The sequence below is a fragment of the Brevundimonas sp. DS20 genome, assembly GCF_001310255.1.
Lineage (GTDB): Bacteria > Pseudomonadota > Alphaproteobacteria > Caulobacterales > Caulobacteraceae > Brevundimonas > Brevundimonas aurantiaca.
The window spans coordinates 2,784,043-2,801,599 of the sequence record NZ_CP012897.1 but is presented as its reverse complement, the minus strand read 5'-3'; the positions used below and the strand labels follow the sequence as shown (position 1 = coordinate 2,801,599).

Below are 17,557 nucleotides of genomic sequence, written 5' to 3'. Positions count from 1 at the left end.
CTGCGAAAGAGTATCCCCTTGGACCTCGCCCCTGCCGTGTTTCCCCGTCCGAAGGGGGATGTGAACGCCCTCGTCCGGCTGGCCGGAACCGATATGGCCGAGGTGGACGCTCTGATTATCGACCGGATGCAGTCGGATGTGCCGATCATCCCAAAACTGGCCGAACATCTGGTCTCGGCGGGGGGCAAGCGGTTGCGGCCCCTGCTCACAGTCGCCGCCGCCCGGGCCACGGGCGCGCAGGGGGACATTCTGTCGCCCAAGAAGCTGGCGGCGGCGGTGGAGTTCATCCACACCGCCACCCTGCTGCACGACGACATCGTGGATGCGTCGGAGCTGCGTCGAGGCAAGGTCGCCGCACATCTGATCTGGGGCGCACCGACCAGCGTCCTGGTCGGCGACTTCCTGTTCGCTCGCGCCTTCGAACTGATGGTCGAAACGGATTCGATGCGGGCTCTGGGCATTCTGGCCGAGGCCTCGCGCGTGATCTCGGAAGGCGAGGTGCTGCAGCTGACCCGCGCCCACGACCTGAACCTGGACCAGGCCACCTATCTTCAGATCATCTCGGCCAAGACCGCCGAACTGTTCGCCGCCGCCGCCGAGGCGGGGGCCGTGGGCGCCGGGGCGTCGGCCGAGGCGGTCAAGGCCCTGCGCGATTACGGCATGGCCCTGGGCATCGCCTTCCAGCTGGCCGACGACGCCCTGGACTACGGCGCGACCGCCGAGGCCCTGGGCAAGAACGCCGGCGACGATTTCAACGAGGGCAAGGCCACCCTGCCGCTGCTGCTGGCCGTGGCCCGCACCCGGGGCCGCGAGGACGCCTTCTGGGAGCGGACCGTGACCAAGGGCGAACGCACGCCCGACGACTTCGCCCGCGCCCGTGAACTGGTCGTCGGCTCCGGCGCCATCGGCGCGACCCTGGACCTGGCCGGCGACTACGCCGATCAGGCCAAGGCCGCCCTGTCGGTCCTGCCCGCATCCGACTGGCGCGCGGCCCTGGAAGACCTGGCCGATTTCGCCGTTTCGCGTGCCGCCTGAACCTGCTCCTGCGGCAGGGGGGGCAGGCCTGGACGCCCAGGTTCGCGCCGCCGATCTGGACCGCTGGCTGTCCAGCCGACTGGTCGCCGATGATCGCTCCCGCGCCGATCTGATCACCCTCTACGCCTTCGAGGCCGAGCTGATGGTCATACCCACGCGCGTGACCCAGCCCCTGCTGGCCGAGATGCGCTACACTTGGTGGGCCGAACAGCTGGATGGAGTCTTCGCCGCCGTCCCGCGCAAGGGCCATCCGGTGCTCGAGGCCCTGACGGATCTCGTCGCCCGTCACAGCCTGGACCGCGCCCCCTTCGACGCCCTGATCGAGGCCCATATCGGCCGCGTCCACAGCCAGCCCCATGATCTCGACGCCTTCTACGTGGGGCCCATGCAGACGGCGGTCCATGTGTTGGCCGGTCCTGGCCATGTGGATAAGGTGATCGAGGCCGGACGGGTCTGGGGCCTGACCCAGGTCGGGCGAGCGGACGAGGCGAGGGCCGGGCGCAAGGCCGCCAACGCCGCCCTGAAGACCCTGCCGGTCGCCGCCTTCCCCGCCGTGGCCCACGCCGCCCTGTCCGGGCGTGACCGGCCCGAGGCCTTCCGGCGGCTGCGGTTGATCCTGGCCGCCTTCGTCGGGCGGATTTGATCCAGATCGGGCTTGCGCCCACGGGCTTTTGGGTCTGGTCTAGAGGTGCAGACACACGGAGGCCGCCATGGCCCGACCCCATTCTGAACGCCACCTAATCGAGCGTATCGGCTGGCTGAGAGCCGCTGTCCTTGGGGCTAACGACGGCCTCGTCTCCACTGCAAGCCTGATCGTCGGCGTCGCCGCCGCCGAGGCCTCGAAGGGCTCGGTTGTGGTTTCGGGCGTCGCCGGACTGGTCGCCGGCGCCATGTCCATGGCCGCTGGCGAATATGTCTCGGTCAGCTCCCAGTCCGATACGGAGAAGGCCGATCTGGCCAGAGAGGCGGCCGAACTGGCCGCTGCGCCTGAGGCCGAGCTGGACGAGCTGGCGGGTATCTATGTCGCGCGTGGGGTCCAGCCCGACACGGCCAGAGCCGTGGCCGAACAGCTGATGGCTCACGACTCCCTCGGCGCCCATGCGCGCGACGAACTGGGCATCTCCGGCTTCACCACCGCGCGCCCCATTCAGGCGGCCCTGACATCCGCCGCCACCTTCGCCGCAGGCGCGGTTCTTCCCCTGGCCGCCGTGGCGATCGCGCCGACCGACGGCCTCCTTATCTGGGTCTCCGCCAGCGCCGTTGTCGGTCTGGCGGTCCTGGGCGGCATGGGCGCGCGTGCGGGCGGGGCCGACATCCCCCGCTCGGTGGTGCGCGTCGTCTTCTGGGGCGTGCTCGCCATGGCGGTCACCGCCGGAATCGGACGTCTGTTCGGAACGGTGGTTTAAGCCGTCACCGCGTCCCGCCAGGCCTTCAGGCTCTCCATCGCCCGAATGCTCTGCAACCGCTTCTTCGCCCGGCCGCGTTCCTTGGGATGGATGCGCTTGCCGTCTTCATCGACCTTGGGGGCCTCCAGCGGGGGCAGCAGGCCGTAGTTGATGTTCATCGGCTGGAACTTCGAGCCTTCCAGGTGTCCGCCGGTGATGTGTTCGACCAGGGCGCCCATGGCGGTCTCAGGCGGGGGCGCCGACAGGTCGCGACCCAGGGCCTGGGCGGCGGCCAGGCGGCCGGTCAGCAGGCCCATGGCCGCGCTCTCGACATAGCCTTCGACCCCCGTGACCTGGCCGGCGAAGCGCAGGCGGGGCATGGCCTTGAGCCGCAACTGCTTGTCCAGCAGCTGGGGGCTGTTCAGATAGGTGTTGCGGTGCAGGCCGCCCAGGCGCGCGAACTGGGCGTTCTGAAGCCCCGGTATCATGCGGAAGACCTCGGCCTGAGCTCCGTGCTTCAGCTTGGTCTGGAAGCCGACCATGTTGAACAACGTACCCAGCGCATTGTCCTGACGCAGCTGGACGATGGCGTGGGGCTTGACCGTCGGATTGCGCGGATTGGTCAGCCCGACCGGCTTCATCGGCCCGTGCCGCAGGGTCTCGCGCCCCCGCTCGGCCATGACCTCGATCGGCAGGCAGCCGTCGAAATAGGGGACGTGCTCCCAATCCTTGAACTCGGCCTTGGGGCCGTTCAGCAGGGCGTCGATGAAGGCCTCGTACTGGGGCTTGTCCATCGGGCAGTTGACGTAGGCGGCGGCGTCTCCGCCGGGGCCTTCCTTGTCATAGCGGGACTGACGCCAGGCGATGTCGAAGTCGATGCTGTCGGCATGGACGATGGGGGCGATGGCGTCGAAGAAGCTGAGGCTTTCCTCGCCCGTCGCCTTCAGGATCGCCTCGGCCAGGGCGGGCGAAGTCAGGGGGCCGGTAGCGACGATCACATTGTCCCAATCCTCAGGCGGCAGGCCGGCGATCTCCTCACGCACGACGGTGACCAGGGGGTGGGCTTCCAGCTTCGCCGTGACCGCTTGGGAAAAGCCGTCGCGATCCACCGCCAGGGCGCCGCCCGCCGGCACCTGATGGGCGTCCCCGCAGGCCATGATGACCGAGTCCAGCGCCCGCATCTCGGCGTGCAGCAGACCGACCGCATTGTACTCCCAATCGTCCGAGCGGAAGGAGTTGGAGCAGACCAGTTCGGCCAGTCCGTCCGTCTGGTGGGCGTCGGTCTTCACGCCGGGGACTCCGCGCATCTCGTGCAGGATGACGGGCACGCCGGCCTGGGCGATCTGCCAGGCGGCCTCCGAGCCGGCCAGGCCGCCGCCGATGACGTGAACAGGGGAAGGAGATGTGGGGGAAGCGTTCATCGCGGCCTTCTAGCGGCCGTCTGGCGTGATGTCATGATCCCCTGCTATGTCGCGGCGGGGATGAGGGGGTGCGCGTGAACCGTCACAGACAGTTGCCGTTAGGCGAGACCCTGAAGGCCGCCTTCGCAAAGCTGCCGCTGGCCTGGCGGGGCGCGTGGGGCGCGATCCTGGTCTGCGCCGTCGTTTGGAGCGTCGCCGGGTGGAGCGCCCATGCGGTTGAAGCCTCCTGGGCGATGATCGGGCGGGGTGTCGGCCAGATCGCCGGCCTCGTCGCCGGCTTGGCCCTGGCGGGCGGCCTGACGCGGATTGCGGTCAGCGCCGATCTGGATGAGGCGCGGCGACGCGGACTGGGTCCGGCCGGTCTTCAGTTCGGATGGCCGGAACTGCGGTTGCTGGGCGCCGCCCTGCTGTGCGCGGTCTTCATGGCCATGATCCTGTCGGTTGCGGCCCTGCTGCTTCTGGCCCTGTTCGGAATGGCGGGGCTGGACGCTGAGGCGATCAACCAGCGGAACTGGGCTGCGGTCGGTCCGGTGTGGAAGCTGGTGCTGCTCGCGGTCGTGACCCTGCTGGTGGCCTATGGGGTTCTGGTGATGGCCGTGCGGCTGTCCTTGTTCGCCCCGGCCACCCTGGGGCGCGGGCATATGGTCTCGCTGAACAGCATGGGCGTCGCCCAGGGCAGTTTCTGGCCCCTGCTGGGCGGGCTGATCGTGGTCGGCCTGCCCAAGCTGGTCCTGATCGGGCTCTCCGCTGCGGGCTTGCTGTCCGGCGCCGCCAGGGACGTGGCATCCGCCCTGGTCCTGTCGGGGCTGGAGGCGCCCTTGGCCGCCGTCTTCCTGGGCGAAGCCTATCAGCGGCTGGAATATTGGGCTCCGGACGCGCGCGATCCGGGCTGACGCCTAACGGATCGAAACTGAGCGTTCCAGGCCATACAGGGCCTCGACCACGTCCTCCGCCTTCTGCTGGACCAACTGCTGGGCGTCCTGAACGCCGCGATTGTAGAAGATCGCGCCGATTTCCTTGCCGATGAAGTCCAGCAACATCTCGGCCGGCAGTTGAGCCAGCTCCTGCTCCAGCTCGTCGCGGAAATAGGCGCGCAGCCTGGCCGTGGCGGCCGCGCGCTGATCCTTGGACAGTTGAACGGGCTTGATCATCACGCCACCTCGGCCAGCGCCTCTTCCGCCGCGATCCAGGCGGTTTCAGCGGCGTCCAGATCGGCCTGGGTCTTGGCGCGGGCGCGGCCCAGGCTTTCCAGCTTTTTAGAGTCATTGGCGGCCGCCGCAGCGGCGAGGTCGGCGTCGATCCGGGCCAGGTCGGCCGTCAGGCGGGCCATCTCCTCTTCCGCCTTCTTCACCGCATGGCGCAGGGTAGAGGGGGAGGGGCCTGATTTCTTCTTCTCCGCCTTGGACGCAGCGACAGGCGCCGCTTCGGCCACGGGCTCGGGCTTGAGCTGACTGGGCTTCATCCCGGCTTGTTTGGCGCGGTCGAGGACGAACTTGGCGTAGTCGTCCATGTCGCCTTCGAACGGCTTCACCGTACCGTCGGCGGCCAGCCACAGCCGGTCGGCGACCAGCTCCATCAGCGACCGATCGTGGGTGATCAGGATGACGGCGCCCGTGTACTGGTTCAGGGCGTCCAGCAGGGCGCGACGGCTGTCGATGTCCAGGTGGTTGGTCGGTTCGTCGAGGATCAGGATGTGGGGCGCATCCATGGCCACCAGGTTCAGCAGAAGACGCGCGCGCTCGCCCCCGGACAGGGCCCCCACCTTGGTGTCCTGCTTCTGATAGGGCAGGCCGAACTGGGCCAGGCGGCTGCGCCGGCTGCTTTCGGACGCTTCGGGCATGGCGCGCAGGATGATCTGCAACGGCGTGTCCTCGGGATCCATCGCCTCGATCTGGTGCTGGTGGAACCAGCCGACCCGCATCTTGCCGTCGCGGTGAAACTCGCCGGCGTCGACGGTCAGGGCCTTGGCGATCAGCTTGGCGAAGGTGGACTTGCCGGCGCCGTTGACGCCCAAGAGGCCGATGCGGTCGTCCAGGTCCATCCGCAGGTTTAGGTTCCGAAGGATCGGCTTGCCCGGCTCATAGCCGACACTGGCCTTCTCCAGACGGATCAGGGGCGGGGGCAGGGGGCGCTCCGGCGAAGGCAGGACGAAGGGGGCGACCCGTTCTTCGGGCGGCAGCTCGATCCGCTCCATCTTCTCCAGCTTCTTGACGCGCGACTGGGCCTGGGTGGCCTTGGAGGCCTTGGCCTTGAAGCGGTCGATGAACTTCTGAAGGTGGGCGCGCTCGGCGTCCTGCTTGGATTTGGTGGCCTCCATCAGCCGCAGTTTTTCGGCCCGGGTGCGCTCGAAGGTGTCGTAGTTGCCCGTGTAGAGCTCCAGCTTGCGGTTCGAGAGCTGAAGGATGTGGGTGCAGACCGAGTTCAGCAGATCGCGGTCGTGCGAGATCATCAAGGCCGTGTGCGGGTATTTTTTCAGCCGCGCCTCCAGCCACAAGGCGCCTTCCAGATCGAGGTAGTTGGTCGGTTCGTCCAGCAGCAGCATGTCCGGTTCGGCGAACAGGGCGGCGGCCAAGGCCACGCGCATCCGCCAACCGCCCGAGAAATGCGACATGGGCCGGTGAAGATCCTCCTGGCTGAAGCCCAGACCGACCAGGATTTCAGACGCGCGCGCCGGCGCGCTCTCTGCGTCGATCTCGATCAGACGACCCCAGATCTCGCCCATCTCCTCGGGATCGGCGGTTTCCAGCCGCGTCATCAGCTCGTGGCGCTCGACGTCGGCCTCAAGGATGGTCTCCAGCACGCTGACGGGGGTGGCGGGGTGTTCCTGATCGACGGAGGCGATGCGGGCGGTCTTGGGCAGGCTGATCTCGTCGCCGTTGGCGGCCAGTTCGCCCAGGATCACCTTGAACAGGGTCGACTTGCCGATACCGTTGCGCCCGACCAGACCCACCTTGGAGCCGGGCGGCAGGCTGACCGAGGCGTCGTCCAGAAACTGGCGGCCCCAGGCGTTCAGGGTCAGGTTGTTGATCTGGAGCATGCGGACGAATTGACTTTCTGACTGGTCATCTCAATATGACCAGTCATGACGTATGACCCTGTAGGCGGCGAGGTCGTCATAACGGCCACGGAGTTCAAGGCCAAGTGCCTGGACCTGCTGGATCGTGTGAACTCGGGCGAGATTCGTCGTGTTCGCATCACCAAGCGCGGCAAGGAAGTGGCGGTGGTAAGGTCTCCCGATCACCCAGCGGAGAAGCCGTGGGATCCCAACAGCATCTTCGGTGGTATGAAGGGCACGTTGATCATACCTGAAGGGCTGGACATCGACGGCCCGATCTACGACCCCGCCCTACACGGGGTATGTGATCCGGAGCGTGGCCTGTGGGATGAAGAATGAGCGGCGTGCTCCTGGACACGAACGCCTTCATCAGAATGGTTCTCGGAGCTTCGATCAGGCAAGAAGCGCGCGACGTCATCGCCAAAGCGGCGCAAGCCGACGATCTCTGGGTTTCGTCGGTCTCGGCCTGGGAAATCGGCATGCTGGCGACCGCGACCCGAACGGGACGCCTTCTCCAGATCGCTGGAGATCCTGTCGTCTGGTTCGAAGCGGCGATGTCCAGCGCCACTGCGCAGTCTTTACCTCTTTCCACGGCGGCGGCTTTGACCGCAGCAAGGCTGCCTGAACCGTTTCACAAGGACCCTGCTGACAGACTGCTCGTGTCGCAGGCGCGGGTAGACGATCTGCTCGTCGTCACCCGAGATCGCGCCATTCTGGACTATGCCGCCGCTGGTCACGTCCGGGCCATCGCCTGCTGAAAGACGGCTTGGCGAGGGGGCGGGGCGTCGCTATAAGCCCGCGACCTCATTCTCCCTAACAAGAAGTCAATTCCCATGACCGAACGCACCTTCTCGATCATCAAGCCCGACGCGACCCGCCGCAACCTGACCGGCGCGATCAACGCCGTGATCGAAGGCGCCGGCCTGCGCATCGTGGCCCAGCGCCGCGTCAAGCTGACGACCGACCAGGCCAAGAAGTTCTACGAAGTTCACGCCGAACGTCCCTTCTACGGCGAGCTGGTCGAGCAGATGACCGCCGAGCCGGTCGTCGTCCAGGTTCTGGAAGGCGAGAACGCCGTGGCCAAGTACCGTGAAGTCATGGGCGCCACCAACCCGGAACAGGCCGCCGAAGGCACGATCCGCAAGCAATTCGCCCTGTCGATCGGCGAGAACTCGGTCCACGGCTCGGACAGCCTGGACAACGCCAAGATCGAAATCGAGCAGTTCTTCACCGAAGACCAGATCGTCGGCTAAGCGCTCAAGTCGCGAGGGGCCGCGCCCCGAGCGTAGCGCGAAGAGACAGAGGCCCGCGTCCGGAACCGGACGCGGGCCTTTTCGTTGGGTCAGTCTCGTATCGTCCCCCTCTCGGAGCAGACCCATGAAGACCATCCTGAAACTGACCCCCGTCATCGGCGCCGTGGCCCTGCTGGCCGCTTGCGGCCAGACCATGGAACAACGTGCCGCCACCGGCGCCCTGGGCGGCGCCGTCGCCGGTCAGGTGGTCGGCGGCAACACCGGCTCAACTGTCGCCGGCGCCGCCATCGGCGCTGTCGCCGGCGCTGCGACGACGCCGAAGTAAGACCTCAGCCTAACGGCTGAAAAAGAAAGGCCCGGAGCGACGCTCCGGGCCTTTTCCGTTTGGGCTGCGGACCGCCTACCAGATGCGGGCGCGGGCCTCGGGGGCGATATATTCCTTCTGGTCGGGCGAGACGCCGAAGGCGGCGTACCAGGCGTCGATGTTGCGCGGCGATGTGGCGGCCCGGACCGAACCGGGCGAATGCGGGTCGGTGGTCAGCTGTTCCTTCAGGGCCGCCTCACGCGACTTCTCGCGCCAGACCTGGGCCCAGCCCAGGAAGACGCGCTGGTCGCCGGTCAGGCCGTCGATCACCGGCGCCGGCTGGCCGTTCAGCGACTTGTGATAGGCGTCCAGAGCCAGCAGCAGGCCGCCCAGATCGGCGATGTTCTCGCCCATGGTCAGGTCGCCGTTCACGTGGACGCCGGGGATGGGCTCCAGCGAGTTGTAGATGTCGCCCAGCACCTTGGCGCGCGCCTCGAAGCGGGCGGCGTCTTCCGGCGTCCACCAGTCGCGCAGCACGCCGTCGCCGTCGGACTTGCGGCCCTGGTCGTCGAAGCCGTGGGTGATCTCATGGCCGATGACGGCGCCGATGCCGCCGTAGTTGACGGCCGGGTCCGCGTTCGGATCGAAGAAGGGCGCCTGCAGGATGGCGGCCGGGAAGACGATCTCGTTGCGCGGCGGGTTGTAATAGGCGTTCACCGTCTGGGGCGTCATGCCCCATTCCAGCGGATCGACCGGCTTGCCGATCTTGCCGCGCTGATACGCCCACTCGAAAGCGCTGGAGCGTTCGACATTGCCGTACAGGTCGCCGGGGGTCAGTTCGAGACCGTCATAAGACCGCCACTTGTCGGGGTAGCCGATCTTCACCCCGAACTTGGACATCTTGTAGAGGGCCTGTTCGCGCGTCGCCTCGCTCATCCAGTCCAGGGTCTTCAGCCGCTCGGTCATGGCCGCGCGGATGTTGTCGACCAGGGTCTCCATCTGGGCCTTGGACGAGGCGGGGAAGTGAAGGCGGACATATTCCTGGGCCAGGACCTCGCCCAGCTGGCCGTCGACAAGGGCCACGCCCCGGTTCCAGCGCGGACGGTTCTCCGGTTGACCGCGCAGGGTCTTGCCGCGGAATTCGAAGCGGGCGTCGACGAAGGCCTTGGACAGATAGGGGCTGGCCTGATCGACGATCTGGGTGGCTTCCCACGCCTTCAGGGTCTCGATGGGGGTCTCGGCGAAGACCTGGGCGATCCCGGGGATGGCCGTGTTCTCCATCAGGATCAGGGTGTCGAGGTTTCCGACCTGGGCGCCGTCGAGGAAGGCGGGCCAGTCGAAGCCGGGGGCCAGGGCGGCCAGATCGGCGACCTTGCTGGGGTTGTAGAGCTTGTCGATCTGGCGACGCTCGACCGTGGTCCAGTGTTTCTCGGCGACCTTGGTCTCGAAGGCCAGGATGTCGGCGGCCGTCTCAGCCGGCTTGGTCCAGCCGATGGCGGTCAGGGTCTGGGTCAGATAGGCCAGATAGGCCTCGCGCTGGGCGGCGAAGTCCGGCTTCAGATAATAGTCGCGGTCGGGCAGGCCGAGCCCGCCTTGGCCCAGATAGGCCGAGTTGATGTTCGGGTTCTGCAGGTCCTCGAACACGGCGACGCCGAACAGCGAACCGCCGAAGCCCGAATGGCTGGCGCCCATCAGGCGGGCCATGGCGGCGTGGTCGGTCACAGCCTTCACGGCGGCCAGGTCGGCGGCCATGGGGGCCGCGCCCAGCTGTTCGACGCGGGCCTCGTCCATGAAGCTGGCGTAGAGGGCGCCGACCTTCTGGGCGTTGGCGTTGACCGGATTGGCGGCGCTGGCCTCGATGATCGCGCGCAGCTGGGCCTGGGCGTTTTCATAGAGGACGTCGAAGGGGCCGAACCGGGCCTTGTCGGCCGGGATTTCGGTGGTGCGGAGATAGGTTCCGTTAGCGTATTCGTTGAAGTCGTCGCCCGGCTTCACCGACGTGTTGCGACCGGCGAGGTCGAAGCCCCAGGCGCCGAAGCCGGGCGCGGCGTGGGCCCCGTGCGAATGGTCCTGGGCCGAGGCGCCGCCGGTCAGGGCGACGAGGATGCAGGCCGAGCAGGCGGCCATCAGGCGAATACGTTGCATGAAGGATAAGGTCCCGATTTTGGTCGGCGGCACCTTTGCGCCGGTGCGGCGCGGTGTCGCATGAAGTTTTCGTAATCTGGGGGCGGAGGTGTTTAGAGAACGGGGACGCGCCGCCGACAAGTCATCATCCTAGGCCTCATGCCTAGGATCCATAAACTCAAGACGGAGGGACGAGCGCACGCTCGCAGACCATGCCACACGCCATAAGCCGAGCGTATAGATCCTAGGCACAAGGCCTAGGATGACGGGCCTTTGGTAGAGGGCTTCAACCCCGCGCCAGACCCTTGCAGAAATCACCCAGCACCTGCGGATACAGCCGATGCTCCGCCGTCTTGACCCGTTCTGCCAGGCTCGCGGGCGTGTCGCCGTCGACGATGGGAACGCGGGCCTGGCCCAGGATCGGGCCTTCGTCGACACCTTCGGTGACCAGGTGGACGGTGCAGCCGGCTTCGGCGTCGCCCGCCGCTATGGCGCGGGCGTGGGTGTCGAGGCCGGGATAGAGGGGCAGAAGACTGGGGTGGATGTTCAGCATCCGACCCTCCCAGGCGCGCACCAGCCAGGGCGTCAAAATGCGCATATAGCCGGCCAGGGCGACCACCTCGACGCCGACGGCGCGAAGGGCCGCGTCCACCGCCCGCTCATGCGCCTGGCGGTCCTTGCCGAAGGGCTTGTGCGGAACGGCGACTGTTTGAACCCCCTTGGCCGCAGCGATGGCCAGACCGCCCGCGCCTTCGATGTTGGACAGGACCAGGGCGACCTCATAGCCGCTGTCCGCCGCCTGACCGGCGTCGATCAGGGCGGCCATATTGGAGCCGGTCCCCGAGATCAGGACCGCAACGCGCGTCTTCACGAGATCAGGCCGCTTCCAGCTGTCCGCAGACGAAGGCGACCTCGCCCGCGTTGAGCAGGGCGGCCAGCACCGGCTCGGCGTTCTCGGGCGAGACGATCAGGATAAAGCCGACGCCGCAGTTGAAGGTGCGGCGCATCTCGTGGTCGCTGATGCCGCCGGCCTCGGCCAGCCACTGGAAGACGTGGGGCATGGGCCAGGCGTCCCAGTCGAACGAGGCTTTCAGCCCTTCGGCGATGCACCGCGGCGGGTTTTCGATCAGGCCTCCGCCGGTGATATGGGCCGCGCCCTTGACCAGGCCCGCCTTCATCAGCGGCAGGACCGGCTTCACATAGATGCGGGTCGGCTCCATCAGGGCCTGGGCCAGGGAGCGGTCCTTGGCGAAGGGGGCGTCGTCGCCCCAGGCCAGGCCGGACTTCTCGACCACCTTGCGAACCAGCGAATAGCCGTTCGAGTGCGGACCGGTGGAGCCCAGGCCGATGATGATGTCGCCGGCCGCCTGGCGGTCCAGATAGGGCAGGGCATGGCCGCGCTCGACCGCGCCCAGGCTGAAGCCGGCCAGGTCATAGTCGCCCTCGGTGTACATGCCCGGCATTTCCGCCGTCTCGCCGCCCACCAGGGCGCAGCCCGCCTGGCGGCAGCCCTCGGCGATGCCGGCGACCACGCGGCGGGCGGCGTCGATCTCCAGGCGGCCGGTGGCGTAATAGTCGAGGAACAGCAGCGGCTCGGCGCCCTGGGCCAGGAGGTCGTTGACGCACATGGCGACCAGGTCGACGCCCACGCCGTCATGACGCCCGGTCTCGATGGCGATTTTTAGCTTGGTGCCGACGCCGTCGGTCGTGGTGACGATCAGCGGATCCTCGAATCCGGCCGCCTTCAGATCGAACAGGGCGCCGAAACCGCCCAGCGAAGGCTCGGATCCGGGGCGCGCCGTGGACTTGGCCAGGGGCTTGATATGTTCGACCAACATCTCGCCTGCGTCGATGTCCACGCCGGCGTCGGCGTAGGTCAGGCCGTTTTCGAGAGGTTTTTGGGTGTCGCTCATGGGTCTCGGGCCTGGAATCGGGGCGGAAATGCAGCGCGGCTCTTGCCACAGGTGGGTTGCGGGGGGCTATAGCATCGGAATGACGCCGATCACCACCAATGAGGCGCTGGCCGATTTCTGCGCCCGCCTCGCCACCGCCCCGTTCATCACGGTCGACACCGAGTTCATGCGGGAAACGACCTACTGGCCCAGGCTGTGCCTGATCCAGGCCGCGTCCGCCGATCACGCCGGCATCATCGATCCGATGGCGGAAGGCCTGGACCTGGAGCCCTTCCTGGATCTGCTGCGCGACCCGAAGATCATCAAGGTCTTCCACGCCTGTCGACAGGACGTCGAAATCTTCGTGCGCCTGGGCGCCATGCCCAAGCCGATGTTCGACACCCAGGTGGCGGCCATGGCGGCCGGGTTCGGCGAGCAGGTCGCCTATGATTCCCTGGTGCGGCAGATGCTGCGCGTCGAACTGGACAAGGGCAGCCGCTTCACCGACTGGGCGCGACGCCCCCTGTCGGACAGCCAGCTGGTCTATGCCCTGGGCGACGTGACGCATTTGGCGGCCCTGTATCCGAAGCTGCGCGACCGGCTGAAGAAGGAAGGTCGGCTGGACTGGGTGATGGCGGAGATGGAGAGCCTGGTCGATCCGGCCCTTTACGACACCAATCCCGAGAACGCCTGGAAGCGGCTGAAGCCCAAGAAGTTCTCAGCCAAATATCTGGCGGCCTTCAAGGCCGTGGCCGTCTGGCGCGAGCGGGCGGCCCAGGAGCGCGACCAGCCGCGCGGCCGCATCCTCAAGGACGAGGGCATCGACGAGGTCGCGCAACAGGCGCCGACCGACCCCGACGCCTTCAACCGGCTGCGTTCGGTGCCCAAGGGGTTCGGCGGATCGCGGTTGGGGCTGGAACTGGCCGAGGAGCTGAAACGCGTTCTGGCCGATCCGGAATCCCATGCGCCCGAGATGGAGCGCCCTGCCCATCGCCAGCCGGCGCCTCCGTCGGTGGTCGAGTTGCTTAAGGTGCTGCTGAAGGCCAAGAGCGACAACGCCGGCGTCGCGCCCAAGCTGATCGCCACGGTTTCCGACCTGGAGAAGATCGCCGTTACGGACGACGCCGACGTGGATGCGCTGAAGGGCTGGCGGCGCCAGATCTTCGGCGAGGACGCGCTGAAGCTGAAACGGGGCGAGATCGCCCTGGTGCTGAGCGGCGCCCGGGTCGAGGTGGTCGAGATCGAAGGCTAGAGGCCGGGGCTCGACGCGCCGTCGATCCTCTAGGTCTGGATCTTCAGGCCCAGGTCCATCGCCTCGGCCAGAGCCTTGGCGCGTTTGCGCGTCTGTTCGCCCAACAGAACGTCGGCATAACCTTCCGTCGCCGTCAGCCGAAGCTCTCCGCCCTTCACACGCGCCGTGGCGTTGGCGAGAAGTTGCGGCGAGCGGCCGGACAGATCGCAGGCCAGGCGGATGGCCAGCCCCAGGGCGCGGGCGCGTCTGGCGGCGACGGCGTCCAGCAGCCGGTCGATAACCTCGGGCTGGGGCGTGGCTGCACCGCCGCCGTAGCGGGCGTTCAGGGCGCTGGCCAGAAAGGCGCGTTCGTCGTGGCTGATCCCCGCCACGGGCGCGCGCAGCACCTGGTCGAACACCAACTCCAAGCGGTGATCCGGGTGCAGCCGCGCGCCCAGATCCGCCAGCCGGCAGGCGGCCGCCACCAGCACGTCGTCGCGCTTGGCGCCAAAGACGGAGGGGAGGGCTGCGACGATGTCGGCGATCCATCCCTTCAGAGCGCCCGGTAGGGCGGGCGCCACTCCTTGACGGCCGCCCAGGGCCGCACAGCCGGCAAGAAGAGGATCAGCCGTCCGGGTGGCCTTGTCCAGGGTTTCGAACAGGAGGCCCTCACGCACGCCCCAGGCCGACATTTCAATGTGTTTGAGGCCCAGATGATTGATCAACCCCTCCAGCACCAGTCCGGCGTAGGGCAGGGTTTCTGCGCGGGTTTTCGAGACGCCGGGCAGTTTGGCCAGGCTGACGGCGGATTGTCGGGACACCAGCCGCGCGGTCTCCAACGCCTCGTTCGCCGACATCTGATATTGATGCACCACCTTCAGCGGATAGGATTTCAGCCCCATGTGAACCTGGGCCAGGGTGCGCCAAGCGCCGCCGACGGCGTAGAGCCGGTCCGTTCGGAACCGTGAAGCGACCGGCTTCAGCTTCTGGTCGATGCGGCCCCTGATCCGTTCAGCGTCAAAACCGCTTCCCTCGGCCAGGGCGAAGGGCCCGAGCGGCAGGGTCAGGCCCTGTCCTCGAGTCCATTTCAGAGCCTTCAGACCCTTCAACTGAGTCAGCTCCAGGCTGGAGCCGCCCATGTCGGCCGAAACGCCCTGGGCCGTCGGGGCGCCCGCCAACACGCCCATGGCGGCGTACTTCGCCTCTTCCTCGCCGCTCAATACGCGGATGTTCAGCCCGGTCTCCGCCGCCACCCTCTGGCAGAAGTCAGGCCCGTCTTCGGCTTCTCGCACCGCAGCTGTGGCGGCGATCAGGGTCGCGTCCGGGCGCACACCTTCCAGGACGGCGGCGAAACGGCGAAGCGCCGTCAGGGCCATGGCGACGCCCTCGGGCGACAGCCGACCGGTGACGGGCAGATCGCGGCCCAGGCCCGCCAAGACCTTTTCATTGAACACCGTCCAAACGGCGCGGCCTTCCAGATGGTACAGGACCAGGCGAACCGAGTTGGAGCCGATGTCGATGGCCGCGATGTCACGGCCGGCTGGGGCTATGTCACCCATCAACGGCCGGGGCGCTCGTAGCGGAGGACGGCCGGCAAGGTCTTCACCTTGCGGCCGCGGCCCGACAGGCTGGGATTGGTCATGAAGTAATCATGGGCGGAGAAGGGGCGTTCCGGATCGGCGGGGGAAACGCGCGTATAGCGTCCTTCGGCGTCCAAGACCCAGCTCTGCGCATCATCCTTCAGATTGGCGACCATGATTTGATCCAGCACCTGATCATGGACGGTGGCGTTGAGGATGGGGGTCATCACTTCGACCCGCCGATTCAGGTTCCGGGTCATCCAGTCGGCTGACGAGATGAAGACCTTGGCCTTGTCGTGCGGCAGATCCTTGCCGTTGGCGAAACAGACGATCCGGCTGTGTTCCAGGAAGCGGCCGACGATGGACTTGACCCGGATGTTCTCCGACAGGCCCGGCACCCCGGGACGCAGACAGCAGATGCCGCGCACCACCAGGTCGATACGCACGCCCCATTGGCTGGCCCGGTACAGGGCGTCGATGATCTCGGGATCGACCAGGGCGTTCAGCTTCACCCAGATGGCCGCCGGCTTGCCCATTGCGGCGGCCGACATCTCCTTGCCGATCAGTTCGATCAGCTTGGCCTTCATGTTGAGCGGGGAAACGATCAACGCCTCCAACTCGTCCGGGGTGGCGTAGCCGGTGATGTAGTTGAACACCCGGCTGGCGTCGCGCGCCAGAGTCGGATCACAGCTGAAAAGGGACAGGTCGGTGTAAATCTTGGCCGTGACCGGGTGATAGTTGCCGGTGCCGTAGTGGCAATAGGTTCTAAGGCCGTCCCCTTCACGTCGCACCACGACGCTCAGCTTGGCGTGGGTCTTGTATTCGACAAAGCCGAAGACGACGTGGACGCCGGCCCGCTCCATCGCTCGCGCCCAGCGCAGGTTGGCCTCCTCGTCGAACCGGGCCTTCAGCTCGACCAGGGCGGTGACGTTCTTGCCGTTCTCGGCCGCCTCGATCAGGGCGGCGACGATGGGGCTGTCCTTGGAGGTGCGGTACAGGGTCTGTTTGATGGCGATGACGTTCGGGTCACGCGCCGCCTGACGCAGGAACTGCACCACCACGTCGAAGCTCTCGAACGGGTGGTGAATCAGCATGTCCTTTTCTCGGACGGCGGCGAAGATGTCGCCCCCATTGTCCCGAACCCGTTCCGGATAGCGGGGCTCATAGCCCTTGAACTTCAGATCGGGATGGCCGCCGGGTATCAGGTCCGACAGCTGAGCCAGGCCCAGCATGCCGTCCACCAGCACCACGTCCTGGGGCGTCGCCTCCAACTCGCCGATGATGAAGTCGCGCAGATCGGCGGGCATCGAGGCCTCGATCTTTACGCGCACCACCGAGCCGAGGCGCCGCTGCTTCAAGGCCTCCTCGAACTCCAGCACCAGGTCTTCAGCCTCTTCCTCGATCTCGATGTCGCTGTCGCGGATCAGACGGAGCAGGCCCTTTTCCAGGACCTCACAGCCGGGGAAGAGGTGGTTGATGAACAGCAGAAGCACGTTCTCGAGGGTGATGAACCGCTTGCGACCCGGCGCCGAGCGACCGTCTGTCGGCAACTCCCAGAAGCGGCGCACCTGGGTCGGCACCGGCACCAGGGCGTAGAAGGTCTTGGTCTCGCCCTTGCGCTTCAGCTTCAGCGCCAGGGAAAAGCCGAGGTTGGGCAGGAAGGGGAAGGGGTGGGCCGGATCAATGGCGAGAGGCGTCAGAACGGCGAACAGCTGGTTCAGGAACTCGGGCTCCAGCCGCTCCCTTTCGGTCTTGGTCAGGCGGTTGCGATCGACCACCTCGATCCCCGCCGCAGCCAACTCCTTCTTCAGCTGACGCCAGCGGACCTGTTGTTCGGCCATCAACTGGCCCGCTGCGATATTGATGCGCTCCAGCTGTTCGGCCGGGGTCAGACCGTCCGCGGACAGGATTCTGAGTCGCTCGCGCAACTGGCCCTTCAGGCCTGCGACGCGCGTCATGAAGAACTCGTCGAGATTGTTCGCCGAGATCGAGACGAACCGCAGCCGCTCCAGCAGCGGATGGTTCGGATTGGCCGCCTCTTCCAACACGCGTTCGTTGAAGGCCAGCCAGGAAATCTCGCGATTGAAGAAGCGCGACGGCGAGATCATCAGATCTTCGTTCAGGGCCAGCTGAGGCGCGCGGGAGGCTGGAACTTCCTCGCCCCGGGTGTCGTCTTGAATCGCAGCGTCGGTCATGCGCCGGTTGTCGCGCGCGACTGTGACGGCCGCAAGCGGACGAGCCGGAAATTTGCAGGGGCGGGTAAGATCGTAGGGAGGG

At 67.0% G+C, this 17,557-nt stretch carries 17 protein-coding genes; 9 read left to right on the top strand and 8 right to left on the bottom strand.

What is annotated here, in order from left to right:
• Positions 1-18: 18 nt before the first annotated feature.
• From JL11_RS13730 to JL11_RS13720, 3 genes are all read left to right on the top strand, one after another.
• A complete protein-coding gene (locus JL11_RS13730; RefSeq protein WP_152950621.1) occupies positions 19-1,035 on the top strand; it encodes a polyprenyl synthetase family protein in 1,017 nt (338 codons plus the stop codon).
• A complete protein-coding gene (locus JL11_RS13725) occupies positions 1,025-1,678 on the top strand; it encodes a squalene/phytoene synthase family protein (protein ID WP_054766143.1) in 654 nt (217 codons plus the stop codon). The genes JL11_RS13730 and JL11_RS13725 overlap by 11 nt, the downstream gene beginning before the upstream one ends.
• A 67-nt stretch (positions 1,679-1,745) precedes the next feature.
• Entirely contained in the window at positions 1,746-2,441 is a 696-nt protein-coding gene (locus tag JL11_RS13720; protein WP_054766142.1) for a VIT1/CCC1 transporter family protein, read from the top strand.
• Here the strand turns inward: JL11_RS13720 and trmFO are convergent.
• Positions 2,438-3,841: a methylenetetrahydrofolate--tRNA-(uracil(54)-C(5))-methyltransferase (FADH(2)-oxidizing) TrmFO gene (gene trmFO, locus JL11_RS13715; protein ID WP_054766141.1), complete on the bottom strand. Its 1,404-nt coding sequence runs from the start codon at positions 3,839-3,841 to the stop codon at positions 2,438-2,440. The two genes, JL11_RS13720 and trmFO, sit on opposite strands and share 4 nt — an antisense overlap.
• A 74-nt stretch (positions 3,842-3,915) precedes the next feature.
• Here trmFO and JL11_RS13710 point away from each other — a divergent pair, with 74 nt between their 5' ends.
• The gene (locus JL11_RS13710; protein WP_054766990.1) at positions 3,916-4,734 is read left to right on the top strand and encodes a hypothetical protein; all 819 of its coding nucleotides are present in this window, start codon (positions 3,916-3,918) and stop codon (positions 4,732-4,734) included.
• A 3-nt stretch (positions 4,735-4,737) separates the two neighbouring features.
• Here JL11_RS13710 and JL11_RS13705 read toward each other — a convergent pair whose 3' ends face one another.
• Entirely contained in the window at positions 4,738-4,992 is a 255-nt protein-coding gene (locus JL11_RS13705) for a DUF2164 domain-containing protein (RefSeq protein WP_197273309.1), read from the bottom strand.
• Positions 4,992-6,878 carry an ABC-F family ATP-binding cassette domain-containing protein gene (locus tag JL11_RS13700; RefSeq protein ID WP_054766140.1) on the bottom strand — a complete coding sequence of 629 codons (1,887 nt, stop codon included), beginning with the start codon at positions 6,876-6,878 and terminating at the stop codon, positions 4,992-4,994. The genes JL11_RS13705 and JL11_RS13700 overlap by 1 nt, the downstream gene beginning before the upstream one ends.
• 45 nt (positions 6,879-6,923) lie before the next feature.
• Between JL11_RS13700 and JL11_RS13695 the strand changes: the two genes are divergently transcribed.
• From JL11_RS13695 to JL11_RS13680, 4 genes are all read left to right on the top strand, one after another.
• Positions 6,924-7,235, top strand: a complete 312-nt coding sequence (locus tag JL11_RS13695; RefSeq protein WP_054766139.1) for a type II toxin-antitoxin system Phd/YefM family antitoxin — start codon at positions 6,924-6,926, stop codon at positions 7,233-7,235.
• Positions 7,232-7,654, top strand: coding sequence for a type II toxin-antitoxin system VapC family toxin (locus JL11_RS13690; protein WP_054766138.1), 423 nt, complete (start codon positions 7,232-7,234; stop codon positions 7,652-7,654). Before JL11_RS13695 ends, JL11_RS13690 begins: the two co-directional genes overlap by 4 nt.
• Positions 7,655-7,729: 75 nt before the next feature.
• On the top strand, positions 7,730-8,149 hold the full coding sequence (ndk, locus tag JL11_RS13685; protein WP_054766137.1) for a nucleoside-diphosphate kinase: 420 nt from the start codon (positions 7,730-7,732) through the stop codon (positions 8,147-8,149).
• A gap of 124 nt (positions 8,150-8,273) precedes the next feature.
• Positions 8,274-8,474: a hypothetical protein gene (locus tag JL11_RS13680; RefSeq protein ID WP_054766136.1), complete on the top strand. Its 201-nt coding sequence runs from the start codon at positions 8,274-8,276 to the stop codon at positions 8,472-8,474.
• A 75-nt stretch (positions 8,475-8,549) separates the two neighbouring features.
• On the opposite strand, the gene JL11_RS13675 is transcribed toward JL11_RS13680, so the two are convergent.
• From JL11_RS13675 to purM, 3 genes are all read right to left on the bottom strand, one after another.
• Positions 8,550-10,598 (bottom strand): M13 family metallopeptidase, encoded by a 2,049-nt coding sequence (locus JL11_RS13675; RefSeq protein WP_054766135.1) that lies wholly within the window; start codon positions 10,596-10,598, stop codon positions 8,550-8,552.
• 265 nt (positions 10,599-10,863) lie between these two features.
• Entirely contained in the window at positions 10,864-11,448 is a 585-nt protein-coding gene (gene purN, locus JL11_RS13670; RefSeq protein ID WP_082382715.1) for a phosphoribosylglycinamide formyltransferase, read from the bottom strand.
• Between the two features lie 4 nt (positions 11,449-11,452).
• Positions 11,453-12,490 (bottom strand): phosphoribosylformylglycinamidine cyclo-ligase, encoded by a 1,038-nt coding sequence (gene purM, locus JL11_RS13665; protein ID WP_054766134.1) that lies wholly within the window; start codon positions 12,488-12,490, stop codon positions 11,453-11,455.
• 79 nt (positions 12,491-12,569) lie between these two features.
• On the opposite strand from purM, the gene rnd reads away from it, so the two are divergent.
• Positions 12,570-13,721 carry a ribonuclease D gene (rnd, locus tag JL11_RS13660; protein ID WP_054766133.1) on the top strand — a complete coding sequence of 384 codons (1,152 nt, stop codon included), beginning with the start codon at positions 12,570-12,572 and terminating at the stop codon, positions 13,719-13,721.
• Between the two features lie 29 nt (positions 13,722-13,750).
• Here rnd and JL11_RS13655 read toward each other — a convergent pair whose 3' ends face one another.
• Together JL11_RS13655 and JL11_RS13650 are read right to left on the bottom strand one after the other, a co-directional pair.
• Entirely contained in the window at positions 13,751-15,259 is a 1,509-nt protein-coding gene (locus JL11_RS13655; RefSeq protein WP_054766132.1) for a Ppx/GppA phosphatase family protein, read from the bottom strand.
• Positions 15,259-17,475, bottom strand: a complete 2,217-nt coding sequence (locus JL11_RS13650; RefSeq protein ID WP_054766131.1) for an RNA degradosome polyphosphate kinase — start codon at positions 17,473-17,475, stop codon at positions 15,259-15,261. The genes JL11_RS13655 and JL11_RS13650 overlap by 1 nt, the downstream gene beginning before the upstream one ends.
• Positions 17,476-17,557 lie beyond the last annotated feature (82 nt).

What these genes read in the sequence shown, in the direction of transcription:
- trmFO (WP_054766141.1), bottom strand. Translation starts at nt 3,841, where the DNA reads ATGAACGCTTCCCCCACATCTCCTTCCCCTGTTCACGTCATCGGCGGC.
- JL11_RS13705 (WP_197273309.1), bottom strand. Translation starts at nt 4,992, where the DNA reads ATGATCAAGCCCGTTCAACTGTCCAAGGATCAGCGCGCGGCCGCCACG.
- JL11_RS13655 (WP_054766132.1), bottom strand. Translation starts at nt 15,259, where the DNA reads ATGGGTGACATAGCCCCAGCCGGCCGTGACATCGCGGCCATCGACATC.
- JL11_RS13700 (WP_054766140.1), bottom strand. Translation starts at nt 6,878, where the DNA reads ATGCTCCAGATCAACAACCTGACCCTGAACGCCTGGGGCCGCCAGTTT.
- JL11_RS13650 (WP_054766131.1), bottom strand. Translation starts at nt 17,475, where the DNA reads ATGACCGACGCTGCGATTCAAGACGACACCCGGGGCGAGGAAGTTCCA.
- JL11_RS13690 (WP_054766138.1), top strand. Translation starts at nt 7,232, where the DNA reads ATGAGCGGCGTGCTCCTGGACACGAACGCCTTCATCAGAATGGTTCTC.
- JL11_RS13675 (WP_054766135.1), bottom strand. Translation starts at nt 10,598, where the DNA reads ATGCAACGTATTCGCCTGATGGCCGCCTGCTCGGCCTGCATCCTCGTC.
- JL11_RS13680 (WP_054766136.1), top strand. Translation starts at nt 8,274, where the DNA reads ATGAAGACCATCCTGAAACTGACCCCCGTCATCGGCGCCGTGGCCCTG.
- ndk (WP_054766137.1), top strand. Translation starts at nt 7,730, where the DNA reads ATGACCGAACGCACCTTCTCGATCATCAAGCCCGACGCGACCCGCCGC.
- JL11_RS13695 (WP_054766139.1), top strand. Translation starts at nt 6,924, where the DNA reads ATGACGTATGACCCTGTAGGCGGCGAGGTCGTCATAACGGCCACGGAG.
- rnd (WP_054766133.1), top strand. Translation starts at nt 12,570, where the DNA reads ATGACGCCGATCACCACCAATGAGGCGCTGGCCGATTTCTGCGCCCGC.
- purM (WP_054766134.1), bottom strand. Translation starts at nt 12,490, where the DNA reads ATGAGCGACACCCAAAAACCTCTCGAAAACGGCCTGACCTACGCCGAC.
- JL11_RS13720 (WP_054766142.1), top strand. Translation starts at nt 1,746, where the DNA reads ATGGCCCGACCCCATTCTGAACGCCACCTAATCGAGCGTATCGGCTGG.